Source organism: Alteracholeplasma palmae J233 (genome assembly GCF_000968055.1).
Taxonomy (GTDB): Bacteria; Bacillota_I; Bacilli_A; order Acholeplasmatales; family Acholeplasmataceae; genus Alteracholeplasma; species Alteracholeplasma palmae.
Map to the genome: position 1 here is coordinate 1,207,148 of NC_022538.1, position 26,937 is coordinate 1,234,084.

Annotated in this window: 26 protein-coding genes and 1 pseudogene; 6 read left to right on the forward strand and 21 right to left on the reverse strand. The window is 27.6% G+C overall.

Features of this window, described 5'->3' with window-relative positions; all coding sequences use genetic code 11:
* Nucleotides 1-3: 3 nt before the first annotated feature.
* The 5 genes from acpP to BN854_RS05595 form a co-directional block, all read right to left on the reverse strand.
* Entirely contained in the window at nt 4-228 is a 225-nt protein-coding gene (acpP, locus tag BN854_RS05575; protein ID WP_030003564.1) for an acyl carrier protein, read from the reverse strand.
* 158 nt (nt 229-386) lie between these two features.
* Nucleotides 387-650 (reverse strand): GlsB/YeaQ/YmgE family stress response membrane protein, encoded by a 264-nt coding sequence (locus BN854_RS05580; RefSeq protein ID WP_030003565.1) that lies wholly within the window; start codon nt 648-650, stop codon nt 387-389.
* 51 nt (nt 651-701) lie between these two features.
* Nucleotides 702-1,580, reverse strand: a complete 879-nt coding sequence (locus BN854_RS05585; RefSeq protein WP_030003566.1) for a cation diffusion facilitator family transporter — start codon at nt 1,578-1,580, stop codon at nt 702-704.
* A gap of 140 nt (nt 1,581-1,720) precedes the next feature.
* On the reverse strand, nt 1,721-2,272 hold the full coding sequence (locus BN854_RS05590; RefSeq protein WP_030003567.1) for an acetate uptake transporter: 552 nt from the start codon (nt 2,270-2,272) through the stop codon (nt 1,721-1,723).
* Between the two features lie 63 nt (nt 2,273-2,335).
* Complete coding sequence (locus BN854_RS05595; RefSeq protein WP_030003568.1) at nt 2,336-3,520, reverse strand: coenzyme F420-0:L-glutamate ligase; 1,185 nt, start codon at nt 3,518-3,520, stop codon at nt 2,336-2,338.
* A 139-nt stretch (nt 3,521-3,659) separates the two neighbouring features.
* On the opposite strand from BN854_RS05595, the gene BN854_RS05600 reads away from it, so the two are divergent.
* Together BN854_RS05600 and BN854_RS05605 are read left to right on the forward strand one after the other, a co-directional pair.
* On the forward strand, nt 3,660-4,337 hold the full coding sequence (locus BN854_RS05600; protein ID WP_030003569.1) for a response regulator transcription factor: 678 nt from the start codon (nt 3,660-3,662) through the stop codon (nt 4,335-4,337).
* The gene (locus BN854_RS05605; protein ID WP_030003570.1) at nt 4,330-5,481 is read left to right on the forward strand and encodes a sensor histidine kinase; all 1,152 of its coding nucleotides are present in this window, start codon (nt 4,330-4,332) and stop codon (nt 5,479-5,481) included. Before BN854_RS05600 ends, BN854_RS05605 begins: the two co-directional genes overlap by 8 nt.
* Before the next feature lie 40 nt (nt 5,482-5,521).
* On the opposite strand, the gene BN854_RS05610 is transcribed toward BN854_RS05605, so the two are convergent.
* Nucleotides 5,522-6,586 carry a glycosyltransferase family 4 protein gene (locus BN854_RS05610; RefSeq protein WP_030003571.1) on the reverse strand — a complete coding sequence of 355 codons (1,065 nt, stop codon included), beginning with the start codon at nt 6,584-6,586 and terminating at the stop codon, nt 5,522-5,524.
* A 200-nt stretch (nt 6,587-6,786) separates the two neighbouring features.
* Between BN854_RS05610 and BN854_RS05615 the strand changes: the two genes are divergently transcribed.
* Nucleotides 6,787-8,286 carry a transposase gene (locus BN854_RS05615; protein WP_026655857.1) on the forward strand — a complete coding sequence of 500 codons (1,500 nt, stop codon included), beginning with the start codon at nt 6,787-6,789 and terminating at the stop codon, nt 8,284-8,286.
* A gap of 338 nt (nt 8,287-8,624) precedes the next feature.
* On the opposite strand, the gene BN854_RS05620 is transcribed toward BN854_RS05615, so the two are convergent.
* The 5 genes from BN854_RS05620 to BN854_RS05640 form a co-directional block, all read right to left on the reverse strand.
* Entirely contained in the window at nt 8,625-9,887 is a 1,263-nt protein-coding gene (locus BN854_RS05620; RefSeq protein WP_030003572.1) for an ATP-binding protein, read from the reverse strand.
* A gap of 24 nt (nt 9,888-9,911) precedes the next feature.
* Complete coding sequence (locus BN854_RS05625) at nt 9,912-10,238, reverse strand: hypothetical protein (protein WP_030003573.1); 327 nt, start codon at nt 10,236-10,238, stop codon at nt 9,912-9,914.
* Between the two features lie 32 nt (nt 10,239-10,270).
* A complete protein-coding gene (glmS, locus tag BN854_RS05630) occupies nt 10,271-12,049 on the reverse strand; it encodes a glutamine--fructose-6-phosphate transaminase (isomerizing) (protein ID WP_030003574.1) in 1,779 nt (592 codons plus the stop codon).
* Nucleotides 12,050-12,161: 112 nt separating this feature from the next.
* Nucleotides 12,162-13,265: a non-hydrolyzing UDP-N-acetylglucosamine 2-epimerase gene (wecB, locus tag BN854_RS05635; protein WP_030003575.1), complete on the reverse strand. Its 1,104-nt coding sequence runs from the start codon at nt 13,263-13,265 to the stop codon at nt 12,162-12,164.
* Nucleotides 13,262-14,077 (reverse strand): glycosyltransferase family 32 protein, encoded by an 816-nt coding sequence (locus BN854_RS05640; RefSeq protein ID WP_030003576.1) that lies wholly within the window; start codon nt 14,075-14,077, stop codon nt 13,262-13,264. Before BN854_RS05640 ends, wecB begins: the two co-directional genes overlap by 4 nt.
* Before the next feature lie 170 nt (nt 14,078-14,247).
* Between BN854_RS05640 and BN854_RS08115 the strand changes: the two are divergent.
* Nucleotides 14,248-14,496 (forward strand): annotated as a pseudogene (locus BN854_RS08115) (IS110 family transposase); the annotation flags it as partial.
* Nucleotides 14,497-14,892: 396 nt separating this feature from the next.
* Here the strand turns inward: BN854_RS08115 and BN854_RS05645 are convergent.
* From BN854_RS05645 to BN854_RS05685, 9 genes are all read right to left on the reverse strand, one after another.
* A complete protein-coding gene (locus BN854_RS05645; RefSeq protein ID WP_030003577.1) occupies nt 14,893-16,419 on the reverse strand; it encodes a lipopolysaccharide biosynthesis protein in 1,527 nt (508 codons plus the stop codon).
* A 51-nt stretch (nt 16,420-16,470) separates the two neighbouring features.
* Nucleotides 16,471-17,382, reverse strand: coding sequence for a glycosyltransferase family 2 protein (locus tag BN854_RS05650; protein ID WP_030003578.1), 912 nt, complete (start codon nt 17,380-17,382; stop codon nt 16,471-16,473).
* A 220-nt stretch (nt 17,383-17,602) separates the two neighbouring features.
* Nucleotides 17,603-18,673 carry an EpsG family protein gene (locus BN854_RS05655; RefSeq protein ID WP_045959818.1) on the reverse strand — a complete coding sequence of 357 codons (1,071 nt, stop codon included), beginning with the start codon at nt 18,671-18,673 and terminating at the stop codon, nt 17,603-17,605.
* Entirely contained in the window at nt 18,670-19,575 is a 906-nt protein-coding gene (locus tag BN854_RS05660) for a glycosyltransferase family A protein (RefSeq protein ID WP_030003580.1), read from the reverse strand. Before BN854_RS05660 ends, BN854_RS05655 begins: the two co-directional genes overlap by 4 nt.
* Entirely contained in the window at nt 19,572-20,657 is a 1,086-nt protein-coding gene (locus tag BN854_RS05665) for a glycosyltransferase family 4 protein (protein ID WP_045959820.1), read from the reverse strand. Before BN854_RS05665 ends, BN854_RS05660 begins: the two co-directional genes overlap by 4 nt.
* Entirely contained in the window at nt 20,632-21,753 is a 1,122-nt protein-coding gene (locus BN854_RS05670; protein ID WP_030003582.1) for a glycosyltransferase family 4 protein, read from the reverse strand. Before BN854_RS05670 ends, BN854_RS05665 begins: the two co-directional genes overlap by 26 nt.
* A complete protein-coding gene (locus tag BN854_RS05675; RefSeq protein WP_030003583.1) occupies nt 21,750-22,622 on the reverse strand; it encodes an NAD-dependent epimerase/dehydratase family protein in 873 nt (290 codons plus the stop codon). Before BN854_RS05675 ends, BN854_RS05670 begins: the two co-directional genes overlap by 4 nt.
* A complete protein-coding gene (locus BN854_RS05680) occupies nt 22,594-23,205 on the reverse strand; it encodes a sugar transferase (RefSeq protein ID WP_030003584.1) in 612 nt (203 codons plus the stop codon). Before BN854_RS05680 ends, BN854_RS05675 begins: the two co-directional genes overlap by 29 nt.
* 15 nt (nt 23,206-23,220) lie before the next feature.
* Nucleotides 23,221-23,844 carry a winged helix-turn-helix transcriptional regulator gene (locus BN854_RS05685; RefSeq protein ID WP_030003585.1) on the reverse strand — a complete coding sequence of 208 codons (624 nt, stop codon included), beginning with the start codon at nt 23,842-23,844 and terminating at the stop codon, nt 23,221-23,223.
* A gap of 191 nt (nt 23,845-24,035) precedes the next feature.
* Between BN854_RS05685 and BN854_RS08120 the strand changes: the two genes are divergently transcribed.
* Together BN854_RS08120 and BN854_RS08125 are read left to right on the forward strand one after the other, a co-directional pair.
* Nucleotides 24,036-24,185, forward strand: a complete 150-nt coding sequence (locus BN854_RS08120) for a hypothetical protein (protein ID WP_407921731.1) — start codon at nt 24,036-24,038, stop codon at nt 24,183-24,185.
* A 5-nt stretch (nt 24,186-24,190) separates the two neighbouring features.
* Nucleotides 24,191-24,349 (forward strand): hypothetical protein, encoded by a 159-nt coding sequence (locus tag BN854_RS08125; protein WP_084600861.1) that lies wholly within the window; start codon nt 24,191-24,193, stop codon nt 24,347-24,349.
* Between the two features lie 83 nt (nt 24,350-24,432).
* Here BN854_RS08125 and BN854_RS05690 read toward each other — a convergent pair whose 3' ends face one another.
* Nucleotides 24,433-26,391, reverse strand: coding sequence for a CotH kinase family protein (locus tag BN854_RS05690; RefSeq protein WP_030003586.1), 1,959 nt, complete (start codon nt 26,389-26,391; stop codon nt 24,433-24,435).
* Nucleotides 26,392-26,937: the final 546 nt, after the last annotated feature.

The window sequence follows — 26,937 nt, forward strand, 5'->3', positions numbered from 1 at the left end:
TCCTTATTTATTTGCTTCAACAAAATTTAGGATATCTTCAATTGTTTTTAGGCTTGCTGCTTGTTCGTCTGTTACTTCAATATTAAATTCTTCTTCTAATTTCATTACTAATTCTACTACATCTAGACTATCAACATTTAGATCTTCTTGCAATCTAGTTTCCTTTGTAAGTGTTTTTGAATCTAAATTTAATTCGTCTGCTACTAATTCTATAATTTGGTTTAACATATTATGTCCTTCTTTCTTTTCTCTTGATAATACTTTGAATTATAAATGTTTTGATATTCAAAACATATTAATATTGTATCACGTTTCTACTACTTGTCAAGAATAAGTCGTTTTAGAGTAAAAAAAATACCAGCTTTAAACTGATATTTTTAATTTATTTATCTTCTTTTTGTAACGAATCTTCCAACAACAATAACAATAATCGATCCTACTACTGATAATAAAATACCCCATAGTGATAATGCATTTGCATCTCCTACTGGAATTAATTTACCAATAATACCTCCGACTAGAGAACCTAGGATACCGATAATAATATTTCTAATAAGTCCATCTTTTTTATTTCCTGTTAAGATTGCAGCAACATAACCAATAAGTGCCCCAATCGCTAAGAAAATAAGTAAATTCCATAACCATTCCATAAATGTAAATCTCCTTTTTTCTTTTATTATATCACTTAGTTAGATGAATTTTCACTTATTTGCTTTACTTGGATTCACATGAACCATGCAATGAATAACATCAGGAAATGTGCTTTCAACTGTTTTATGGACCTTTTCTGCAATTAAATGTGCTTCTTGTAAACTTAAAGTTGCATCAACTGCTACTTCAACATCAACATATAATTTATTAACATGCATTCTACTCTTATAATCATCTATGTTAAGAACTCCTATGACTTCTGAAATTACTTTTTTTATTGCAGTATTAACTTCATCATCTGGTGCTTGATCTACTAAATATGAAATAGCTTCTTTTATAATACCGTAAGCTGTTCTTACTATAAATAAGCCTATAATCAAAGATGCAATAGCATCAAAGTAAATGAAACCATACTGAGTTAAGATAATTCCCAGTAAACTTGTTGTAGTAGCCAGAACATCTATTAGATGATTATATTTTTCTGCCTTTAAACTAGGTTGTTTATACTTTTTATAGGCAAATCCATTAATATAAAATAAAGTGACTTTTATTATAATAGAAATAACGGCAATATAAATTGTAATTTGATCAGGTTTTAAAACCGTATTCACATTTACTAATTCAATAATATTTTGAACACCTGTATAAAAAATAAAAATAGCTGTCAAAATTAAAATAATACCTAATAACAAACTAGCTATACCCTCATATTTTTCATGTCCATAAGGGTGATCATGGTCAGCCTTTTTATAAGATATCCTAATAGTGATAAGCAATACTAAACTAATCAATATATCTGTTAAAGAATTATAACCATCACTAACAAGTGATACGCTGTTTCCTAAATATCCAAAAACTATTTTTAAAACGGTTAAGACTGTATTTAAAATTAGCCCAAGATATAATAAATTTCTTAATTTTTTTGACATAACTTCACTTCCTTTAATGGGGTCTATTATATGTTTAATCAACGGCTTTGTCAAGGCAATATCACTTGTAAAATATTAAGGAAAACCTTAAATAAATCTTTACTTTGGCATTAAAAAAAGTGTTAGGCAACCCAACACTTTTATAAAGGTAAAACGGTCTTATTAAATTCTTGATTAATGATTTGTGCTCCTGCATTATACATAGCCGCTAAGCCACAAAATATGCCTATAAATCCAGAGATAATTGTAATTACTTTAACGTTAGTAAAATCACCAAGTGATAGTCCTAAGAACAATACCATAAGACTTCCAAATACTATTTGAGAAGTTCTATTATGTTTTAATGTTCCTATAAACATAACTAATGTGAATAAAGCCCAAAGTAATAAATAAAAGCCCATTGAGACCTTGTCTACTTCAAAACCTTGTTTATTAAATATCCAAATAATAACAAGCGATAGCCAAAAGAATCCATAGGCAGTAAAAGCAGTTGCCCCAAATGTGTTCTTTTCTTTGAATTCCATAATACCTGCTATAATTTGTGCTAAACCACCTAATGTTATACCCATTGCGACAATTACCATTGATAATTGCATAATGCCACTATTATGTAAGTTTAGTAAAACTGTTGTCATTCCAAATCCCATCAGCCCAAGCGGTGCTGGATTACTAACTTTTTGTGTTGTTGACATTTGATCACTCCTTAAAAATTCACACGATATCTATTATATATGATATTTTTAAAAAGTCTATCCTTATTTAGTGTAATTAGTAAAATAGTTTTGAATAAAGATAACAGGCGTTCCTTTATCGCCACTTCCGCTCATTAAATCACATAAAGATCCTATTAAATCAACGTATTTTCTTGGTGTAGTTCCAAGGGATTCATCTTTTCCAACTAGACTATTATCTTTATTTAATATTTCATTTTTAATTGCTTCTTCTAACTCTTTACCCTTTAAGTTTTCAAACTTACTATCTGATAAAAATTTAAGTTTAATTTCATTAGGACTGCCTTCAAGTCCACTTGTGTATGAAGGTGATACAACAGGATCTGCTAATTCCCAAATTCCGCCTGATGGATCTTTAAAGGCTCCATCTCCATAAATCATAACTTCAACTGTTTTTTCAGTTAACTCAAAGATCTTTTTTTGAATATCAAAAACTAAATTAGTATGATTTGGAAATAATTTAACTTTGTCTTTAGTTGCCATATTTGAACCTAATAAACCGTATTTTTCATTATAACCGCTGCCATTAACTGGTTGTGTTAAAATATCATCTAAACCATATACTGTTAAACTTTGATTTTCTTTTAAAGTGTTTTTAATTCTTTGTCTACTATGAATACTTGAAACTAAAACATCTGTAGTATAATCTAAAATATCTTCTGGATTATTACTAAAAACAAAGTTGACTTGAGTATTTTCTTCTAAACATATATTTCTATAATACTCTACCATGTTAACTCCTGTAAAAAGATGTTTGAAATCTGAAAAATGGTTTTTATATTCTTCTTCAGTAATTTTATCGCTATATGGATTAATGTTTAAACTTTTAAGTTTAGCCTCGTCTAATATTGCATTTCCAACTTCATCGGTTGGATAACTCAATAAAATAGTTATTTTTTTGCTAGCTTTTGCAAAGGCCTTTAACAGAATTGAGAATCTATTTCTAGATAAAATTGGAAAAACGATTCCTAAATGTCCTGTTTTAAACTTAGACTTAATATCTGATGAAATTGCATCGATTGTTGCGTAGTTTCCCATACTAATACCAACAACTGCTTCAGTAATTGCAATAATATCCTTATCTTGAATTTCGAAACCATCTTCTTTTGATGCCTTTAAAATTGAATCAATTACGATTTGTTCTAAATTATCGTTTGTCTTAATAATAGGTGTTCTAATACCTCTTGCGATAGTACCAACTGTTTTCATATGTAGCCTCCACTTTATTTTACTCTCGTATTATAACATAAAATAAGGCTCATTTTAATCTTAATTAAACCTTAATTGTTACTACTACTTTAATTGTTTATCTTCTCTAATGGTATAATATAATTAAAGAGGTGTTCTTATGAATATTTTATTAATCGAAGATGAGAAAAAACTAGCTTTAGCATTAGTTGAAGCCCTTAGCAAACATAACTATATTGTTGATATGGCTTTTAATGGAAAAGCTGGTCTTGAAGAAGCTTTATCAATTCAATATGATTTAATTATTTTGGATATGATGTTACCAGAATTAGATGGTATAGATGTCCTAAAAAGTTTACGTGAAAACAATAATAATACCCCTGTTTTAGTATTGACAGCTAAATCTACTGTTTCAGATAAAGTGATTGGTTTAAATGCTGGGGCTGATGATTATCTTACAAAACCTTTTTCTTTCCAGGAACTTTTAGCAAGAATTAAAGTTTTATTAAGAAGACCACAAACTATTGTATCAAATATATATGATTTTAATGGCCTATCTCTTAACTCTGATACTTGTATTTTAAGTTATCAAAACGAATCTGTTTTATTGCCTGCTAAAGAATTTCATTTAATGTCCTTATTCTTCAAAAACATAGACACCTATTTAAGTAAAGATGAAATATTAAATAGAATATGGGGGTATGATACTGAAGTTGGTTATAATACCATTGAAGTCTATATATCCTTTTTAAGAAAAAAAATGAGCGCTTTAAATGCACCCATAACCATAAAAGCCTTTAGAAATATTGGCTATAAGTTGGAGCTTACAAATGTTTAATAAAATTAGATTTCATTTTCTTTTAATTAGTTTAGGTATTTTATGTTTTGTTTTTCTTGGTTTAACTACTGTTGTTTATGTAACAAGTCGAGAAAAAGAGGCTAATGATCGCACCTTGATACTTGAACAAATCATCAAAAACCCAGATGATACTAATCTTTCAAAAAGTTTTTATGTGGAAACAATAAATAATAATATTATTTTAACAAAATACGATTCTACCTTTTTCAAAATAGAGTCTTTAGAAATAATTACTAAAACTATTTTAAACAACAAAGAAAAAAAAGGTTCTATCGGGAATATCTATTATTTAGTTAAAGAGTTACCAAATGAATTCTATATAATATCTGCAGTTGATCGTTCTTTTGAAATTGCTAACTTGAGATATCATTTAGTTAACTTAGTGATTATGGAAGTACTGATTATAGCGCTTTTAGGTACATTTCTATGGTTAGCATCTAAATGGATAGTAAGTCCTCTAGAAACTAGTTTTAAGAGGCAAAAACAATTCATTTCAGATGCTTCGCATGAACTTAAAACTCCTTTAACAATTATTTCTGCAAGTGCTGAAGTTTTGCGTAATGATTATAAAGATAATACTTGGATTGATTCTATAGAAGATCAAATCCAAAGATTAAACGACCTTATCAATCAGTTAATATCTTTATCCATATTAGATGAAAGAACCAATGCAGAACAAATTGAATCTATCAATCTATCTAACTTTATTAACCTTAATTTACTCCCTTATGAATCATTAGCTTATGAAAAGAATAAACTTTTTATTTTGGATATTGCTCCTGATGTTATGATTAAAGGAAATAAAGTTCTTCTAAAACAACTGATTGGAATTTTTATAGATAATGCTTTTAAGTACAGTGATGATAATGGTAGGATTGAGGTAAGTCTTAATAATAAAAAACGACCTGAGTTAAAATTTTACAACACTGGATGTGAAATTACTCCTGAGAAAAAAGAGGCTATTTTTGATCGTTTCTATAGAGCTGATGAGTCTAGAAATTCTTATAAAAAAGGATTTGGATTAGGCTTATCAATTGCTAAAAAAATATGTGATCAATATAATTATCAGTTAAATTTAGAAGCTAAGTACCATGAATTTACAAGTTTCGTTATTACTTTTTAAAAAAAGACATAATTCCTTATAAAAGAGATTATGTCTTTTTTTACTTAATTTTTCTATTCTGCTTACTTCTTTTAAATTTATTATCTTTATACTCTTGGTATACTTCTTGATATAAGTCAACCCATAGTTTCTTTATATTTTCTCTAGAATAGTAAGTCTTAATCTTATTAGAGTAATTTTTTGCGATTTCATAATCTTCTGTTTTTTCAGATAATTTACTTAATAATTCGATAAATTTCTCATTACTATCGCCTTGATAGTACTTAAATAATATATCTTCATATAAATCTAAGTTTCTTAATAAAAGTGGTGTATTAGTACTGCAGGCTTCTAAGATTGCCATAGGGAATAATTCATTATATGATGGTACAAATAAAATATCTGCCATATTATAAATCCCATTCATTTCACTTCTTGGAATAATATCTGTGAATTTAACATTACTTGGAGCATCATCTATAGCTTTCTTAAATTCTTTGTAGCCATCTGTAATAGCACCAAATGAAAAGCCTCCAACCCAAATAAATTTTAAATGAGGCATTGCTTTAGCAATTTCTAAAAAATCCATTACACCTTTTCTGGTTTGGACTTGTCCTACTCCTAGCACAACAAAATCATCTTGTGTGTAATTATATTTACTTCTTATTCCTAATTTTTCTTCACTTGCCATCTCATAAAAATTCTTTTCTGAAACAAAATTTGGAATATATTTAATTCTTAATGGGTCTACGCCAAACTCAATTAATTTCTTTGAAAAAATTGGATTGACTAAGACTAAGTAATCAGATTTTTTATATATTTTTAAAAAATATTGATAAAAGAGTTTCATTAAAAACTTTGGAAGTTTAATAGATCCATCAAAAGTTTCTGGTAAAAAATGAACATGTGTAATGACAGGCTTACTTGAATACTTAGCAGCAAAGTAATTTCTCGGGTTAACTGTATGTGCGTGAAATAAGTCGTATTTTCCTTTATTTACGCTAACACTAAATTCTTCTTTACATAATTCATCAATTAAACTTATTTGTTCTAAAGTCGCAGATAAAACACCTTGTCCTTCAATTTTTTCCCCTACGAAAGACATTCTTATTCTAAAATTTTCCATATTGTTAATCTCACCTTTTCATAAATACAAATAAAACAGCACTCTTATTATATACGAAATCAGTATATTTGTCTATCTTTAGATTTTAATACACTGACTCTTAATTATAAAAAAGGGACTGTAACGAAATAAAAGTAACAGTCTATAAAACAAAAAAGCCGCTCTAGAATCCTAGGGCGGTTTTTTGGTATAATTATAGTATGCAAACACAACAAAATATACAACATAATTTTAACCCAAAACAGTTAAAATTACCACTACAATTAGACATAAAAATTCCTTTTGATAGTGAAGTTCGTACATTTGATGAAGTATTTAGAAAATTGGAGATAAAAAAATACTTAAATAGCTCAAAAGACCCAAGAGGTCGTATGGGTTATAATCCGGTTCAAATGTTAAAACTGATCATGTTTTGTCAAATGGAAAAGATTCAATCTTTAAGAGATATGGCAAAAGCTGCTAGAAATGATATTAGAATCATGTGGCTTACAGATGAATTAATGCCAAGTCATCAAACAATAAAAACCTTTATGGATAAATACTTAGTTAAAGGAATAGATGAAATCTTTTATGAACTAAGTAAGTACTTAATAAAAAAAGAATCTATTGATACAGATAAATTATATATAGATGGTACTAAAATAGAATCGGTGGCTAATAAATATAGTTTTACATGGCGTGGTTCTATTGAAAAGTTTAGAGATAAGTTATATAAAAAAATAACCAAACAGATAGAATCCTTAAATAAAAGATATGAAGACTCAGATATCTTCTTTCCAATACATGAAACATATAACACTGATAATTTAAATAGCATCAAAGACTTTCTACTTAATGAGATAGATAGGGAATTAATAGAGTTTAAATATGGTAAAGGTCAAAGAAAAACTACTTTACAAAGAGATTATGAACATATCTTAGAATATTTAGCTAAACTTGTAGAGTATGAAAGACATTTAAAGATTATGGGTAATGATAGAAACTCATATGCTAAAACAGATATAGACGCGACTTTTATGCATATGAAAGAAGATCATATGCGTAATAGTCAATTAAAACCAGGGTATAATATACAAATTGGTGTATCAAATGAATATATCCTACATCTAGATATCTATAAAGAACGTAGTGATTATAAAACTTTGATTCCTTTTTTAGAAGGATTTAAGAAAAGTTATGACTTCTATCCAAAATATCCAGTAGCGGATGCTGGATATGGTGGATTAACGAATTATCGTTATTTAAAACTAAACGATATGGAGCTTTATCAAAAATATGCAATGTATGCTAAAGATACGCATGACAAAAAAAGAATGAAAGATCCATATTTTCCATTTAACCTTACTAAATCAGGTAATGATTATTTAACACCTAATGGAGATACTTTAAAGTATCTCTATAGAAATAATCGAGGTAATGATGTATATGAATTACCAAATGGTAAGCGTAAAGAGATTAATGATGAAAATCTTACATATCAAAAAGAGGTGATTAAAAATCTAACATCACCATTAGGGATTGAATTAAGAGTTCAAAGGTCAATTCAAGTTGAAGGTGCTTTTGGAGTGATTAAAGAAGCATTTAAAGTAAGAAGATTTAGACGAAGATTAACTCATAATGTTAAAATGGAGTTTTATTTAACAGCTATTGGATATAATTTAAGAAAATATCATAATAAAAAGTATAGAATAACAGAATAGATATCCACAATAAACTTAAGATTTTAATAGAATCTTCTTTTATCATGCTTAAAAATAGATGTTTTTTGATTTTATCCACATAGTTCACGGTAGATATAAGAAAAAAAGAACTGTTAAGTTCTGAAGTAGTGAATTACTTCATTTCTTTACAGTCCCATGTCATGTACCTATTTCATTTTAAGATAATATATTTAAGCATATACTTAGTTTCTCATAATAAAATAAAATTTTTATCATTTTTTATCAGAAAACAACCTTTTTATGAGTACTGTTAGCGCTCATTTAAATATCCTAAATTCGTGTTTTAATTCTATTTATTTAAAAATCTATTTGATAACTTATATTCCTAAAGATCCAATTGAAACAACATATATACCATCTTCTCTTCTATAGGAACTATTCCCACCTGTTAATACCATTAAAAATGATGGTTTATTCATTTTTTTATCATCTATTTTACTAACAAGATTGTTTAAAGATTTGATTGCGTCAGGTATCAAATGATCAGCAAGTTTTATTTCAATTGCCCCCCATTGGCCATTATCTAAATGAATGATTGCATCACACTCTAGACCGCTTTTATCTCTATAATGATACACATTTCCACCTAGTCCATCTGCATAAACTCGCAAATCTCTTATGCACATAGACTCAAAAAATAATCCCATTGTATTAAAATCAGTTAATAAATCATTGGGAGAAATCCCCAGTGCTGCAGTTGCTATTGAAGGATCAATAAAATGCCTTGTTGGTGATGTTCTAACTACAACTTTTGAACGAAGATTTGGATTCCATGCAGATAAATCTTCAATTACATGAAGACTCTTCAAAATAGTCAAGTACTTGCTTATTGTAACATCAGATATAAGATTATCAGTATTTTTTAAATCTTCAACCAAAGTAGAAATAGTAGCTTGTGTTGATATATTTCTTGATAAGGTTTTCATTAGAGATCTCATTTTATCAATATCTCGTATTGTTTCATCAACATTATTGATATCATAATCAATTAATGCATCATAGTAATTTTTAACTTGTTGTAGAGCAGCCTTCTCTTCAAGATTAACCGCGACTGGCCAACCTCCTCTACAAATTAAAAAGGCTAATTTTTTAATCGTTAAATCATTTATAGCAGGGCTTACAGTCTTATTTAAAAACAAAGATCTAAGTGATATTTTACCATCAGAATCATCAGATTCTAATAAACTCATAGTCCTCATTTTTAATCTTGCTATTCTACCCACACCTGAATGAAGGATTTCTTCACTTCTAGTAGGTACTGCAGATCCAGTTAAGATAAACTGTCCCATTTTACTTCTATTATCTACTTCATGTCTAACTGCATCCCAAAGAATTGGAGCAACTTGCCATTCATCAATCAATCTTGGATTAGCTCCAGCTAATATCATTTCTGGAGCAACTCTTGCAAAATTAAGATTTGAAACTCTATTTTTAGGATCATCCATAACAATAAAGCTTTTACAAAATTGTTTTGCTGTTGTTGTTTTCCCTGTCCATTTGGGCCCTTCAATTAGTACAGCACCGCTTGCAGTTAATAAAAATTCTATTTGACTATCAACAATTCTTTTTTTATATGCCATAAATATATCAGCCTCCTAGGTTTATTATATCACACTTTGCTTTTTGGCGATAGTTTGCTTTGCTTTTTGGCGATAGTTTGCTTTGCTTTTTGGCGATAGTTTGCTTTGCTTTTTGGCGATAGTTTGCTTTGCTTTTTGGCGATAGTTTGCTTTGCTTTTTGGCGATAGTTTGCTTTGCTTTTTGGCGATAGTTTGCTTTGCTTTTTGGCGATAGTTTGCTTTGCTTTTTGGCGATAGTTTGCTTTGCTTTTTGGCGATAGTTTGCTTTGCTTTTTGGCGATAGTTTGCTTTGCTTTTTGGCGATAGTTTGCTTTGCTTATTATAAATAAATACTCCCTCAAAAAAATTCATTTGAGGGAGTAACTTAATTTAACTATTAAATTTTATTCTACTGTAACAGATTTAGCTAAATTTCTTGGTTTATCAATATCAAATCCAAGATTTAATGCTGCATAGTATGAAATAAGTTGTGTTGGTACAACCATTACAAGTGGTGTTAATAATGGGTGAACATCATCTAAGATAATGTCATCACCTTTTTGTTTAAGTGATTCTAGTGTAACAATAATTGGGATTGCCCCTCTAGATTTTACTTCATGTAAATTAGATCTAGTATTTAGGTTAATAGTTTCATCAGAGATTAAAGCAATCACTGGTGTACCATCTTCAATTAAGGCAATAGTACCATGTTTAAGTTCACCAGCAGCAAACCCTTCTGTATGAATATAAGAGATTTCTTTTAGTTTTAAAGCAGCTTCTAGGGCTGTTGCATAATCTATACCACGTCCTATATAAAAGGCGTGTTCTTTCTTAAAATACTTAGATACAAGTGCTTGTAAATTTTCTGTATCTGCTAAGAAGTTTTCAATGGCTTGAGCAACTTTAGATAATTCTAATTTAAGATCAAAGTCTTTAGCAGATAGTTCATATGCTAATATTGCTAAAACTGATATTTGAGCAATATAAGCTTTTGTGGATGCTACTGCTATTTCTGGTCCTGCATAGATTTCTAATGCATAATCTGCTTCTCTAGCAAGGGTTGATGTAATGACATTTGTGATTGTTAGAGTTTTATATTTATTAGATCTTAAGTATGTAAGGCATGCTCTTAGGTCTGCTGTTTCTCCACTTTGTGAGATTAAGATAAAGAATGGATTAGTATCTAGTATAGGTCTATAATATGCAAATTCTGATGCTATATGTACTTCTACTGGTTTATTAGTAAGTTGTTCTAATAAACGTTTACCTACAAGGCCTGCGTGCATTGAAGTTCCAGCAGCAAGTATATAGATTCTACTACTATTGTTAATTGATTTAATTAATGAAGGATTAAGATTAATTTCATAGTTATTAAAGTATTTAGAAATGATATTTCTAATCACTCCTGGTTGTTCATTAATTTCTTTTAACATGAAATGATCATAGTTGCCTTTTTCAGCAGCAGCAACATCTATGTTAAGTGGTTTAAATTTAATATCTAATTCTTCATGATCATAGTTATAGAATTTAATACCATTTTTAGTAGTTACTACAAATGTTTTATCTTCTATGACATGATACTCAGTTGCGTATCCTGCTAGAGCTAAAACATCTGATGAAATAGTAAACCCTTGTGTGTTTTTACCTACTAATAGTGGTGGTTTATCTTTAGCTGCATATAATTTATCTGGATTTTGTGTATCTAGTATTAAAAGAGCATATGAACCATGTAATAGTTTTAAAGTAGTTAAGATAGCATTTTCTACTTCCATGTAAGTAGCAAATCCTTCTATTAAATGAGCTATGACTTCAGTATCTGTTTCACTTAAGAAGGTATGTCCTTTTAAGTATTGTTCTTTAAGTTGTGAAAAGTTTTCTATAACACCATTATGTACAATCATAAATCTACCTGAAGGTGATTTATGAGGGTGTGCATTAAGGGTTGTTACTTTACCGTGTGTTGCCCATCTAGTATGTCCAATGCCTATGTTAGATAATATTTTATTTGTTGATTTAGAAAGTACTGATACTCTTCCTACATCTTTATAGATATCAAATAGATTATCTTTGTTTAAAATAGCAAGTCCAGCTGAATCATAACCTCTATATTCTAAACGTTCTAATCCATGAATAATGATATCTCTTGCGTTATTTGTTCCTATGTATCCTACAATTCCGCACATGTTTTTTGTCTCCTGCGTTGTTAGATTAAAAATAAAACACTAGAAAGTGAATATTTCCTAGTGTTTATTATATCATGTTTTTATTTTTTTTATAAAAATACTTTAAATTATATTAAATATCAGTAAACCCATGTTCTATGATATCTGCAATTCGTTGACTTGATTTTCCATCCCCATATGGATTGCTGGATTTAGCCATTTCAGCATACAATTTTTTATTTATTAATAACTCTTTGAAAGAATAGTATATATTATCTTCATCTGTTCCAACTAATTTCAAAGTTCCTGCTTTTATGCCTTCTGGACGTTCTGTTGTCTCCCTCATAACTAGAACTGGTTTTCCTAGGCTAGGAGCCTCTTCTTGTATTCCACCGCTATCAGTTAAAATTAAATACGCATGATTCATAAAATTATGAAAATCAATAACTTCTAAGGGTTCTATAATTTTAATTCGGTCTTCATTCCCGAGAATCTCTCTCGCTGTTTCTCTAACTATAGGATTCATGTGTATAGGATAAATAGCTTTGACATCTGGGTGTTCTAAAATTATTCTTTTTATTGCCCTGAACATTTGTTTTAACGGTTCCCCTAAATTCTCTCTTCTATGCGCAGTAATCATTATCAATTTTGATCCTTTAGCCCACTCTAAATGCTCATGTACATAATTTTTTCTAACTGTAGTACTTAACGCATCAATAGCTGTATTTCCGGTAATATATATATTATTATTAATTTTTTCATTAAGTAAGTTGTTACGAGCTTGTTCTGTTGGTGCAAAGTGATATTTAGAGATAAGACTGACTGCACGCCTATTAAATTCCTCAGGAAATGGTGAATTTATGTCATATGTCCTTAGCCCTGCTTCAACATGGCCAACCTCTACATTTTTATAGAATGATGCTAATGCAGCTGCAAATGTTGTAGTTGTATCCCCATGAACTAAAACTATATCTGGTGTAATTTTTTCAATAAGTTCTTTAGTCTTTTCAAGTATAGTACATGTAATATCAAACAGTGTTTGCTTATTTTTCATTATAGAAAAATCATAATCCGGTATGATATTAAAAACATTAAGCACCTGATCCAACATTTGTCTATGTTGTCCAGTAACACAAACAACAATTTCTAAATTTCTCCTTTTTTTAAGTTCTATTATAAGTGGGCACATTTTAATTGCCTCAGGTCTTGTACCAAATACCACTAATACTTTTTTCATTTTCTTTTTTTATCCTTTCTTTTTCTAAACTTATATTTTAATGATCCAATAAAACCTTTTTCTGATATTGCAGTCCCTATTCTTGAAATAGTACCACCTATTTTTTTACCAAAAATTTTTACTAGTAAAATATTTTTTTGTCTATTTTTTTTTTGTTTTTCAGTAAGCCAAGACCCCTTAAAATGATGTATTGTATATGTATTTTCAGTTACAAATACTTTGCCATCCTTCCAATTTTTTGCACAAAAATAATCAAAAGGATAAATCATTAAACCCTCTTTTAAATTTTGAATCTCCTGTTTGTGTTCCCATCCATATTTTTGCGCTGTAATTTTAGTAATCAAGATGGTATTAGGAGTTAAATCTAGTTCTCCATTTTCCTGAATCAAAGTTTTTCCATCATATTCATCCAATATATCCTTAATCCACGGATGACCCTTTTCTGATGCCATTAATCCTGTAACAGAATATTCGTTATTTTCCATTCCAGTAAAAGCCCTGTTTTTGAGAAAAATGTCTAGATTCTTGATTACTTCAACATCAGAATCCATGTAAATTCCCCCATAATTATACAGTGCAAATAATCTTACATAGTCAGTGATAAAAGCCCATTTCTTGTTTTCGTATGCTTGCTTTGTATAAATATTAGACATTACATCAAAATTTTCTTCATTCCATAAAATTATCTTATATTCAGGGCAGTAATTCTTCCAAGACTCAATAATTTTAAGTGTTTCTGTATCTATTTCATTCCCTCCAAACCAACAATAATGTATTATTTTAGGTATCATTTTAATTTTTTGTATATTCATTAGTATAATAATATTAACTTTGAATATACTGTCCTTTCATTTAATTTTATTACTATAATATTAATAGGTACTGTGGATTTGAGTCATATTTTTGTAGTTAGACTATTATAAGAAATTTAGCATGCGTTCCTGTTTTTAACTATCAATTAGTTTATTGACGCTTTAACAATTCCAACGAAGGTTTTAGCCTTTTATTAACTGAACTTAAAGTTCTAGGAGATCCTACTAAAATAAAAGTAGGTATAGGATCAACAGGTCACTACGGTGTTAACTTAAAATTATTTCTGATCACAGAAGGTTATACCTTCATGGAATTCAATCCTTACTTAACAAGTCAGTTTTCGAAGGCTTTCTTGTTAAACGGTGCCCAAACCGATAAAATTGATTCTGAAATTATTTCTAAGTACTTAAGTGTGTAGATTACGATAACCTACACACTCAATTTTGTCACATTAATGACTTAAAAGACTTGGTATGTTTAAGAAATAATTGTATTCAAGAGTGCTTAAGAGAACTTGTTAATTTAACTAATGTTCTTGATAAGATATTTTCTAAATTTAAACCCTTATTTAACAATAATTTTGGCGTTACAGCTCTTTTTATCTTAGAAAACTAACTTCTAAAGATAAAATATCAAAACTTTTTAAAACACACTTTAATTAACTTCATGATATATAATTGGAATTACAATCCAAATCAATTAATTCAGCATCTAAAATTTAAGTAGTCTAGATTTTAGATCAATATTCTGTACCTTAACTTCATTTTGAAGCATTTTTCTGTTTTATGTATTTATTTGCTTGACTTATGATAGTTTATCTCCTTTTCAACATATTAATAATTCTATTAAATATAGATTTACTCTCTTTTGTAAAACCAAAAAGTATAATATACAGCAATGATGTTATAATTGTCACTATTACTCCTTTAATAACAAACGAAACTATAGTCACATTTTTTATATTTAAAATTGTTTCTTTACATATAAAAATAGCTGCAATAAATATAGTAAAATATAACACATATTTAAAAATATATTTTATTAGTTTTTCTTTTAATCCATATTTATATAAAACATATGGATCAACCCATGCCGAAGTTAATAGAACAGCTAGAAAATAGCCTAATAGTATTCCTTCAAACTGAATATAATTAAATAGTATAATAGAAAAAAGCACTGCAAAAGTAGACTCAATCAAGGGTCTCAACCTGTCAACTTTAAAAATCCCCAACGCTTCTCTAAATGTTAAAACAGATCTTCTCATTGAATTAATATAAAAAGAAGCACAAATTAAAATAACTGACAATTCAGAGAGTAAAACCTCTTTTCCGAGCCATAATACTATAAAATCATTAATTAAAATGTAAAATCCTACAGAAAAAACTCCAGTCAAAACAGCATTGATATAAAATACTTCATTAAAAACTTTAACTAATTTTTCTCTATTTTCTTCAGATGCTAGGCTTCCTACACTGGACCCTATCGTATCAAAAATTTGTATACAAATCGCCATCAGCATATTCGTGATTACGATATAATTTGCATATATTCCAGCTTTTTCAACATTCACAAGTGCAGTTATAACTATACTAATAGAGCCTGTAATAACTACACCACCAACTCTATGAAATAGCAGTGAGTAAACATTCGAATATATACTTTTTTTAGTATCACTATCTACGATTTCATCCTTATATAAGGGTAAATAATTATACTTCTTTCTTGCAATATAACTTATTAAAATATTCTCAGCAAGTGTTTTAATTATTTGTAATAAAAGAAATAGAAAAAAACTTTTAAAAATATACAAAGCTATAATTTGCAAAATTATCATAATCATAGTTGAAAAATTTTGTGTTAACGATGTTATATAGTTTTTTTGATCCGCAATTATAAGTGATTTTTTATATACCATAAAATATGATGAAACCGAATTAATCAAAAAAAGAACATAATATAAAATAAAATTGCCTTTGCTTATTACGCTTGACTCTTGTTTTCCAGCAAGTATATAGATAAGCGGAATTATTGCTATTCCAATAATTAATATAAAAATTGCTATTCTATTATATATTTTTTTATATAAGTTCATGATTCCAGCAATAGCAACTTGATTCTTTTCGGCAATTGGCTTATACAAACTAAAAACAAATGCACTAGCAAACCCAAGTTCAGCTAAAGATAGTACTGAAATAACATTTGATAATAGGCTATTAACTCCTAAGTAAACAACTCCAAGTTGTTCCAAAAATATTCTTCTTACAACAAGTGTCACAACCGTTACAAGTAAAAAACCTAACAAAGAAACTATAACATTTCTCATTGAATTTTTAGTTCTCATTAACTACTCTCCTATATTATAATTTCTAAAATAGCATTTATTTCTAATCATTTATTTAAGCCTTCTATAGAAAAATTTATATTTATAATATTTTATTATTGATCTAAAACTTTTTATTTTTTTATTTATTTCGTATTTCTTAATTAAACTTATATATTCTTTTTTATTGTTTGAATACTGAAAAAATAAATCTATATATTGTCGTGTAAAAAGATCTTGGCATGTCTTTTTAATTTTTACATGATAGTTTACTCTTTCTTCATTTAATTTTAATATAAACAACATGTCAGTAATCGATTTTTTACTTCGTTTTTTATTTGATGTGATAGAGTTCATTCTTTTTAAGTAATTATGTAAAATTTCAGGAAAAAAAGTAACTTTATTTGCGCCAAGTATTACTTTTATAGACCATTCTTCATCTTCATGTATTAATCCATTTTGGAATTGATATTCATTAGTTTTTAAATAAGCTGTTTCATAGAAGTAACTCCAAACTGTAGGTTTATATATTCTTTTTCTTATAACAGTTTGAAGAAAATCCTCCCCACTTAAAGTTATAATTTTATTGAACTCAATATACTTTTCTTTATATGATTCATAATCAATATATGAATTAAACATAACAATTTGTGATCCATATTCATCCATCTTGAAAACCATCTTGCTAATAGCTTCCTTCTCTAAGTAATCATCTGAATCTAAAAAATATACATATTCTCCTGTTGCAAGTTCCAGTCCTTTATTTCTTGCAGCACTTAAACCATTATTCTCTTGATTAAGAATTTTTATTCTCGAATCAGTTTTTGAAAATTTTTCAACAACTGTCATGGAATCATCTTTGGTTCCATCGTTAACTATAATTATTTCTAAATTACTGTAAGTTTGTTGTACAACTGAATTTAAACACTTATAGATGTATTTCTCTACATTGTAAACTGGTATAACAATTGAAATTTTTTTCATAAACATTAGCCCTTCTTTTTTTACAAATATAATTCACTAGCTTTAAAATTCCTTAAATCTTTTAATTTTTCTACAAATAGCCATTGGGAAATATAGATAATAATCTCCATTTTACTTCCTACATCGTTATGTTTATAACTTGAGTATGGAAAACTTCTCATACTATCTGTTCATTATGGCTTATAATATAAAAACTTTCAGCATCTCTTTTGTGTGTGATTTAAAAAAATAATCTATACTGTTGTAACTGACCCTCACTAAAAACAATTAAAAATCTAATGAGAATTACAGTCATAAGTAAATATACAGGTACTAAAACACCAATTCTTTCTCTTTCTTTCACTGATTTGATAAACTGTACAATACCTAAATATATTCCTATTAGAAAATATTCAGATATTCTATTAATTATACCAAACGGCAAAGAACTAAGCATAACGGTTATAGACATAAAAATAAATACATTATTCTTTTTACCGTAGTTAATTGAACTATAATATACATATACAATTACATATGTTACAATTCTAAAAATAAAATTAAATACATTGTTTTTTTCTGCAGTAATCAAATACCTAGCATAATCTGTATCGATCATAACATCTATAAATGATACTATTCGATACAAAAAATATTGGGAGAAAAATATCATTATTAAACTAAATATTATTGAAAAAACAAATAGCCTAGAATTGTTTTTAATTCTTCTAAGGCACAAATACATCATATAAATTAGAAAAACTATGAGTGCACTACTATGAAATAAAAATGCAAGTAAAAAAAGCAAAATACTAGTGATTATACTTTTATCATCACGTAATAGGGCGTACCAAACTATTAATAGTGCAATATTTTGTCTCAAAAGTATAAAATTATTCCAGAGAAATGTATAGGAAAAATACAGAAATAAAAATAATATTCTGTTTTTATAGTTCAAACTAGTTTTTTTCAAAACTAAATTTAACAAAAAGAAAGAAATAGACGTATAGAACACCTGGAATACCCTATAATCATCAGTAAAAGTCTTAATTAGACTATTTAGCACCCCATATCCAAATTCATACTTATAATTTGCTGTGAAAACCCCAAAAATATTTGGAACAGATTTGAAAAAAGAAATATATTCTTGAGCATCAGTACCCCCAATTTCAATACTCCTAAACGCTGTGAAAACAAATAAAACAGCCATAACAATTAAATATTTTTTGATATTATTCTTATCTTCATTTGAAATAAAGTATGCTAAAAAAATTAAGATTGATATTGAGACATATATCGTTATTCCCATCATTGTATAACTTCCTTGTCATATTTTAGCCAAAATAGGTATAATACAACACTAGGGATTATGGTTATAATTTGCAGAATATTAAATTTCGATCTTGTATATTTTTTGTAGTCTAACTTTTTTTTCTTGCTAAACAATAAGTATGTATTATAAAGTAAATAATTCTTGATTCTCAATTTTAATTTAAATTGTTTATTAAAATACTTTTCTGCATGTAGCATGCCACCTATAGGATTATTTATTCTAAGTTTTCTTCCTAAATTTGTTAGTCCTTGACTTTGGTATTCACACAAATATAAAATTTCATTTATATAAACAATTTTATATTTCATCCCAATTGGTATCCATATAATACTTTCACCAATAAATTTTTCATTTTCAATCTCTGGAAAAGAATATTCTTTCATTATTGAAGTATATATTACTTCAATTTTATCTCCTTTAATCTTCTGGTTTAAAACCTCAAAGATATTTCTTACTTTTTCGTTTTCTTTATAGCTATTGCCTATTACTTTTCTTGATAAGTCTCCTTTTAGAAAAGTAAATCCACCCAAATTTGGGTAATCATAATACTTATCATAGAAAAAACTAATCCGCTCAACTGCATTTTGTTCTAGGAGATCATCACTATCCAAAATCAATGTTAACTGACCAGATGCAAGTGGGATTGCTCGATTAAGTGACTTATGCTTTCCACTATTTTCTTTTTTAATATACTTGATACTTATTATTTTACTTTCAATCCATTCTAACACTTTTTTTTCTGTATCATCAGTACTTCCATCATCAACTATTATCCATTCAAAATTCTTATTTGTTTGCTTAATTAAACTTTCATATGTTCTCAAAATTAACTTTTCTCTATTAAACGTCGCTGTAACTATTGACAATAAAATTTCATTCATTTTTTAAACAACTCTCTTTCGTATAATTCTAAATATTGATTACACATTTTTTCAATAGAATAGAACTTAGCTCTTTCTTTAGATTTTATTGTATATTCTACATATAGATTTTTATCGGTTAAAATCTTAGTTATTTCATCCGCTAGAATCACATAATTTTTGGGTTCGAAAAGAACTCCATAGTTAGATACAACACCATTTAATCCTTCAACATCACTAGCAATTACGGGTTTTTCAGCAGCCATTGCTTCAACAGCAACTAATCCAAAGCCTTCCCAATTTGAAGAAACAATACACAAGTCTGCAGTTTTTGTTATTCGTTCAATATCATTTCTAATTCCTAAGAACTTAACTCTATTATCTAATTTTAATTCACTTGCTAAATCATGACAAGTTTTAACTCTTTCACCATCTCCAACAAGTACCAGCTTGAATTTCTTAGGTAAAATAGTTAGTGCTTTTATAATAGTGTCTTGATCCTTTTGTGCTGTAAATCTTCCAACCATAAGTAGGATTTTATCATCTTTTTCAAAATTAGGTATTATTTCATTCTTTTGATAGGCTATTGCACTATCAAATTTTTCAATATCTATGCCATTGTTAATAAGGTTAACTTTTTTAAAATTTTTTTTATTCAGCCATTTTTTCAAGTCGTTCTTAACACCTTCACTAATTGCAACTATAGCATCATATTTACTGTAAATAATATTTTCAATAAACTTGAAATACCATTTTCTCCTCTTATTATGTGTGTTATGTTCAGTAAATATATATTTTGCTGTTTTTGATTTTTTAAAAACTGAAAAGTACATTGCTGGAAAAAGATTTACATGAACTATTTTGAACTGATTATCTTTGATAAATTTATTGATATATTTAGCTTGTCTGAAATTTCTAATGCCTTTCACAGGAGATACATATACTTTTACCTTGTTGCTTATCTTATTTAAATAAATTGAATCCTTATTTTCCAATAATAGAATAGATACATCATTAGCTTTTGATATGTAATTTGACATTTGATATACTAACTTTTCTGCTCCACCACTACTCAAGTTATTTATTATATATAGTATTTTCATCTTTAATTTCCTCATAGATTTTTAAATATTCTTCAACTATTTTTGCTCTATCAAAATTAGATTCAACATGTTTTCTACCAAGCTTACCCATATTTGAAGCACTATTAAAATCCATATTAATTAAAACTTCAATTTTTTCAATTAAATCTTTTGAATCCCTCAAGGTACAAGTGTATCCTGAAATTTTATTTAAGAAAGTTTCTCTAACGCCTGGGATATCTGTTCCAATTACTGGCCTACCAATGGCCTGTGCTTCTAGCATAACATTTGACATTCCCTCATGATATGACGGTAATATCAAGCAATGAGATTCACTTATTACATCTATAGAATTCTCTAAAACACCTAGATATTTTATATAACCTTTTTCTTGATACTCTAATATTTTATCCCTATAATTTTCTTCATAGAAACCTGCAATACTAAAAGAAACAGTATTTCCATACTTATTTTTTAAATACTCTGCTGATGTTAAATACTCTTCAATTCCTTTTTCTCTCATTATTCTTCCTAAAAATAAAAACTTAGTTTTTTCTTTTTGAGGATACTCTACATATGAAAATTTATCTATATTAACACCGGATCCAGAAATAACCTTATAATCCTTAAGTTTACAAACATTAGACAAAAAAACACTGGCATTATCTTTATTTTCAAAATAGACTCTTCTATAAGATTTATTTGCAAATTTATAGAGATTCTTTATTAGTTTAAATTTAAGTTTTTTTGTATTTTGAAATGAACTTCCTAATCCTGATATTCTAGGAATAAAGGGTATCTTGTATTTTTTAGCAGCTATTGCACCATAAATATTAGGCTTAATTGTAAAACCAAAAATGCAATCAGGCTTTTCTTTTTTAAAAATTTTTTTATACTCTCTTATTAGTTTTAAATCTTTAAAAATATTGGTATTTCTTCGCTCAATATCTAGTTCTATATACTTACAACCTGCATCAATAAAATGATCTATTTTCTTTCCATATGGAGAAACTATAACCACTTCTACTCCATTTGATAAAAAGGCTTTTACTATTTCAAAAGTGAAATTATAGGCAACAACATCATGATTATATAAAAAAAGAACTTTATTTTTCATTCATTAACCTCACCTATCGCACTCTCATACACAAGTTTGATTGTATCTACAAATTTTGTTTCGGCTTTTACTATATCTGTTTTAAGATACATTTTATTACCATACACCTTATTAATTGTAGGAATAAAGATAGCCATTAACTTAATAATCCAATTAAATAATCTAGTACTTCTTACTTTTTTACCTGAAATAAGTCTTGCTTCTTTCATTATTTCATATGTTGAAAGATATGCTTCATTTTGTGGATAAAATACACCATTTGTTTCTTGATCTATATTAACTTTGATAAACTCGCTAAGGTTATCTATATAGATCATACTTCTCTCATTTTTGATCTTTGGTAAAATAGGAAGTTTTAAAGCTAATTTAATGAGTCTTGGGAAATTTCCTTTACAGCCTGGACCATAAACAATTGGAGTTCTAATAATTACTGTTTTAAATGTTTCATCTTGAAGTTCTTGTATACCTAAATCAGCTTCTAGCTTAGATTTACCATAAGCATTTATTGGACTATATTTTGTAACATCTATTGGTTTATAATTACCAATTTTATTATCTTTACCATAAATAATCATACTACTCATAAATATAAATTGTTTTACATTTGATAGTTTTGCTTTTTTTGCAGTTTCAATTGCTAAATCTCTATTTACTTTATAATATAGATCATCTAGTTTTTTATCTTTAGAAACATGAGCAATCCCAGCAACATGAAACACTACATCAAACTTACTAAAATCAAATTCTTTCCAAGTTTCATTTTTCATATCTAATGTTTCTACTTGATATTTATTAGGTTCTTTTAAAAGCCATTTTTCTACATTAGTTCCTATGTAGCTATTAGCCCCTGTTATTAGTATTCTTTTCATCTTTACCTTCCTTAACCCCATCTGATTTTAAAACTTTAAATGCTGTTTTAAAGATAAGTTTAAAATCTTTTAGAAGTGTAATCTTTTTAACATATTCTCCATCTATTTTAGCTTTAACTGGTATTTCTAACTCATCTCTTCCTGAGACTTGTGCTAAACCAGTTAATCCTGGTTTTACATCATTAGCTTGATATTTATCTCTTTCTGCAATTAAGTCATCTTGATTCCATAATGCAGGTCTTGGACCAACTATACTCATCTTACCGAATAAGATATTAAATAATTGAGGTAATTCATCTAAACTTGTCTTTCTTAAGAATTTACCAACTTTTGTAATATACTTATCTGGATTTTCTAAAGTATGTGTAGGTGCATCCTTTGGTGTATCAATTCTCATCGTCCTAAATTTATAGATATTAAATAACTTTTTATTTTTACCTACCCTTTTTTGTTTAAATAGTATAGGTCCTTTTGAAGTTAATTTAACTAATAGTGCAACTATTAATAATAATGGTGAGAAGATAATGATTGCGAGTAAGCTTAAGATAAAATCCATAATAGGTTTTAATAAATACTTATACATATATTGTTATGCTCCTTAATTAAAAAAATTGATAATTTTATTCTTATCAAAACCTTGTTTAATAAGATTTTGGCTAATTACTTTATGATGGGTATATGTAGCAACTATAATACCATCATTTGGGTAATTAACTATTTGGCTAATATCTATAATAGGAACTTCTAATAATTTAGATCCTTGTCTATCTTTATTATCATCTATAATCCCTAATACTTTAATATTAATACTTAAATCTAATTTTAAAGTGTTTAAGATGATTTCTGCAACATCTCCTGAACCATAGAGTAAAACATCTTTATATCCATTATTAACAAGTTGATTTAAAAAAGAGGTTACTTCTACATTCGCTTGATTATAAATAATTTGTGATGCCTTTAAATATCTAATATTAAGTAGTTTCTTTCTTTCAATACCTTCAGGAGTAATATGATATAAAATAGTTTTAGAAGACTTATATTCTTTTTTAATATATCCTTTAACTTCATAAGACTCTAAGTACTTATTAATCATTGAAACAGCCACATTTAATATATGACTTAATTCTCTTTGCGTTATATCTGGAGTTTTTTGTAATGTATCAAGAATCATGTATTCTTTATACAATGGTGTTGGCTTAAAAAATAAATGATTTTTATCCATAGTTATCCCTCTTGTTTGTTATACGAACAAATATATTATAACACAAAATTTACATTAGAATAGTATTTTTTAGAATTTATAGACTTCAAAGATACATTTTGATCTTTTAATATAAAAATAAGGATTATTAAATAATTAATATAGCTAGATATTACTTATTTAACAACCCTAAATATATCTTATGAATCGAAATAAATGTAGTCTTATCATTTGCAACTCAAAATGAAATTGACTTAGATGATGCTAAAAAGCTTTATGAAAATAAAATAATGATGATTGCTGAAGGTACTAATATGCCTTCTACTAATGAAGCCGCTGATTTCTTTATTGAAACAAATTAGTTTATATTCCAGGTAAAGCTGCTAATGCTGGTGGCGTATCAGTATCAGGTTTAGAAATGGCACAAAATGCTAGTAATAGCCTTTGGACATTTGAAACAGTTGATAATAAATTAAAAGAAATTATGGAAAATATCTTTAATAACATTTATACTACTGCAATATAAAAGATCCATATAACTTAGTAAAAGGCGCTAATATTGCTGCCTTTATGAAGTTATATGAATCTATTAAAGAACTGGGAATATAACTAATTATTAGCCCAATTACTCATCCATTCAATCCTATTTAAAAGCCAAGTTTTTAAAGCAAATTGTTCTTCATTCCAGTTTGTACTATGATTCCATCTTTGATAATCTCTTTGATATGAATCACTATATTGGGTAATAGTAGTAAAAAGAGCATTTATTTCATCGATAGTTTTAGACGTTATTTCTTTAAATCTATCCTTTACATTTTGTAGAAATACCTCTTGTTTCATTAATTCAATATATATATCACTAGAGGTATGTTCAGATTCTTGCATAACCTTATCGATTATGTAAAGGCCTTCAGATGTTGAATCTCCTCTAGAAATACCTGAACTTAAATCAAAATCCCAAATTGGACCAAAGAATAATTTTCCACCTTTTTTCTTATACATATAAAATGAACTAAACCCAGTATCTGTATTTTTGAACAATTCGTGTATTAAATATGCATCTACAATAGAATCAATATCAGAAAGCTCGTTAACTTTTTCATAATCGCCTGAGCGTATTGCATCAATAAATTCTTGAATATAGTTTTGTATATAAGAAATTTGATTTCTATAAGCTTCTTCTGTAATACCTTCTTTATTGTAGTCATCAGGATCTGGCGACTTTACTGTGAACGGATATTTTAATCCTTCTATAGAAAAATAATCTATGCCTTCTATTCCAGTAGCATATGCATCGTATTCAACAAGATACCCAGTATCTAAAATACCATAGTCTTCATCTATATTAACTCTATTTTTATCTACTCTTATATGTTCAAATAGAGAATAAACGCCATGATACTTACCATTGACGTACAATTCTATAATATGAACAGACGTAGTATACTCTATGCCATCTAAGACATTATTAACGATGGTATAGGCAGTATTGTTTCTCATAAGACTATTATCGTGCCCATTTGCCACCAAAACCCAATGCTTTGATTTTTTTTCACCAAATAGTGATTGTTTTTTATTAAATTTTATACGATATCCTTTTTTATCATAGGTCCAACTACCATTTCCTCTTCCTTTAAATTCAGCATCAACTTCAGACAATTGATTTTCATCAGTAGTGTTTAATATTGAAATTTTTGAATTTACATAATTGTCTCTATTTACATCCTCCAAATCTACACCATCTAGAGTAACCGAAATAGTAGGTAGATTAAAAAATTCCATTTCATATATCGCTTCTAATATAATTACTTTGCCATCATCAGATTTTTCATTCCATTCAATAAACTTATATCCGAGTCTATAAGGAGAATCAATATATTCAATATTTTCATCATAATATTTCTTGTGTTCAGATAAAACACTGCCATCATAATCTATAAATACAATAGTATATTCTTTTTTCTTATAAACAGCATTAACTACTAAATCACTTTTGATTTGACTATAATCTCTATCCCATCCTATAAAATCATACCCCTCCCTATGAGGGTCGGTAGGAGCGTTTGCAGATTTAGTATATTCTACTAGTTCCTTGTTTAATTCATTACCATTGTAATCTTTAAATATTACTGTATATTTTCTTACTTCATATACTGCATTGACTACTAAATCACTTTTGATTTGACTATAATCTCTATCCCATCTTATAAAATCATACCCCTCCCTATGAGGGTCGGCAGGAGCGTTTGCAGATTTAGTATATTCTACTAGTTCCTTGTTTAATTCATTACCATTGTAATCTTTAAATATTACTGTATATTTTCTTACTTCATATACTGCATTGACTACTAAATCACCTTTTATTTCACTATACTTTTTATCCCATCCTATAAAGTCATGTCCATCTTTATCAGACATCTCAGGGGGAAGTGCAGATTCACCTTCTATGACTAATTGGGTTTTAACAGTATTTTCTCCATCTTTAAATATCACTTCATACCTAGGTGAGCCACAACTAACCAAAACTATTGATAACATTGATAAACATAATAATCTTATTTTTTTCATCCCATATTTCCTCTTTATTTTAAATTATTCTTAAAAAATTTATAACCATTATCAATTATTCTATCATAATTTAAGGAATATACAAAATCTATAAAAAACTGAATAACTGTTTAAGAATCTATAAGTATCAATATCAAGTTATAAATGACTCAAAATAATAGTCATAATATTTAGATATTTAAAACAGTCAATTGATGCTGGCGTATAAGATAAAAAAATATAATGCGCCTCAATAGTGTGTAAATTATTGAGGATAATTACATTTAAGTCTAATTAATTTTACTTATTCAAACTGATGTTAGTTTAAATAATTAAATTATCTTTTTTGTCTTTATTACAAATAATAAATATGTCTCAGTTCATACATTGCTACGTATTATTAATAAACCTGCCAAACATGTAGTATTAATTTTAACTTTTTTGAATTTTCACTTTCATCTTTAAAATATGCCCCATGAATTTGACTTATCATACCAATAACACCTTTTTTTATTAAAGTTCCACTGTGAGCATTTTATTATTGCATCCTTAGCCATACAAATTTCC

Bases quoted from the DNA above. Each gene is read 5' to 3' on its own strand.
- acpP (WP_030003564.1), bottom strand. From the start codon at position 228: ATGTTAAACCAAATTATAGAATTAGTAGCAGACGAATTAAATTTAGAT.
- BN854_RS05580 (WP_030003565.1), bottom strand. From the start codon at position 650: ATGGAATGGTTATGGAATTTACTTATTTTCTTAGCGATTGGGGCACTT.
- BN854_RS05585 (WP_030003566.1), bottom strand. From the start codon at position 1,580: ATGTCAAAAAAATTAAGAAATTTATTATATCTTGGGCTAATTTTAAAT.
- BN854_RS05590 (WP_030003567.1), bottom strand. From the start codon at position 2,272: ATGTCAACAACACAAAAAGTTAGTAATCCAGCACCGCTTGGGCTGATG.
- BN854_RS05595 (WP_030003568.1), bottom strand. From the start codon at position 3,520: ATGAAAACAGTTGGTACTATCGCAAGAGGTATTAGAACACCTATTATT.
- BN854_RS05600 (WP_030003569.1), top strand. From the start codon at position 3,660: ATGAATATTTTATTAATCGAAGATGAGAAAAAACTAGCTTTAGCATTA.
- BN854_RS05605 (WP_030003570.1), top strand. From the start codon at position 4,330: ATGTTTAATAAAATTAGATTTCATTTTCTTTTAATTAGTTTAGGTATT.
- BN854_RS05610 (WP_030003571.1), bottom strand. From the start codon at position 6,586: ATGGAAAATTTTAGAATAAGAATGTCTTTCGTAGGGGAAAAAATTGAA.
- BN854_RS05615 (WP_026655857.1), top strand. From the start codon at position 6,787: ATGCAAACACAACAAAATATACAACATAATTTTAACCCAAAACAGTTA.
- BN854_RS05620 (WP_030003572.1), bottom strand. From the start codon at position 9,887: ATGGCATATAAAAAAAGAATTGTTGATAGTCAAATAGAATTTTTATTA.
- BN854_RS05625 (WP_030003573.1), bottom strand. From the start codon at position 10,238: ATGAATTTTTTTGAGGGAGTATTTATTTATAATAAGCAAAGCAAACTA.
- glmS (WP_030003574.1), bottom strand. From the start codon at position 12,049: ATGTGCGGAATTGTAGGATACATAGGAACAAATAACGCAAGAGATATC.
- wecB (WP_030003575.1), bottom strand. From the start codon at position 13,265: ATGAAAAAAGTATTAGTGGTATTTGGTACAAGACCTGAGGCAATTAAA.
- BN854_RS05640 (WP_030003576.1), bottom strand. From the start codon at position 14,077: ATGAATATACAAAAAATTAAAATGATACCTAAAATAATACATTATTGT.
- BN854_RS05645 (WP_030003577.1), bottom strand. From the start codon at position 16,419: ATGAGAACTAAAAATTCAATGAGAAATGTTATAGTTTCTTTGTTAGGT.
- BN854_RS05650 (WP_030003578.1), bottom strand. From the start codon at position 17,382: ATGAAAAAAATTTCAATTGTTATACCAGTTTACAATGTAGAGAAATAC.
- BN854_RS05655 (WP_045959818.1), bottom strand. From the start codon at position 18,673: ATGATGGGAATAACGATATATGTCTCAATATCAATCTTAATTTTTTTA.
- BN854_RS05660 (WP_030003580.1), bottom strand. From the start codon at position 19,575: ATGAATGAAATTTTATTGTCAATAGTTACAGCGACGTTTAATAGAGAA.
- BN854_RS05665 (WP_045959820.1), bottom strand. From the start codon at position 20,657: ATGAAAATACTATATATAATAAATAACTTGAGTAGTGGTGGAGCAGAA.
- BN854_RS05670 (WP_030003582.1), bottom strand. From the start codon at position 21,753: ATGAAAAATAAAGTTCTTTTTTTATATAATCATGATGTTGTTGCCTAT.
- BN854_RS05675 (WP_030003583.1), bottom strand. From the start codon at position 22,622: ATGAAAAGAATACTAATAACAGGGGCTAATAGCTACATAGGAACTAAT.
- BN854_RS05680 (WP_030003584.1), bottom strand. From the start codon at position 23,205: ATGTATAAGTATTTATTAAAACCTATTATGGATTTTATCTTAAGCTTA.
- BN854_RS05685 (WP_030003585.1), bottom strand. From the start codon at position 23,844: ATGGATAAAAATCATTTATTTTTTAAGCCAACACCATTGTATAAAGAA.
- BN854_RS05690 (WP_030003586.1), bottom strand. From the start codon at position 26,391: ATGAAAAAAATAAGATTATTATGTTTATCAATGTTATCAATAGTTTTG.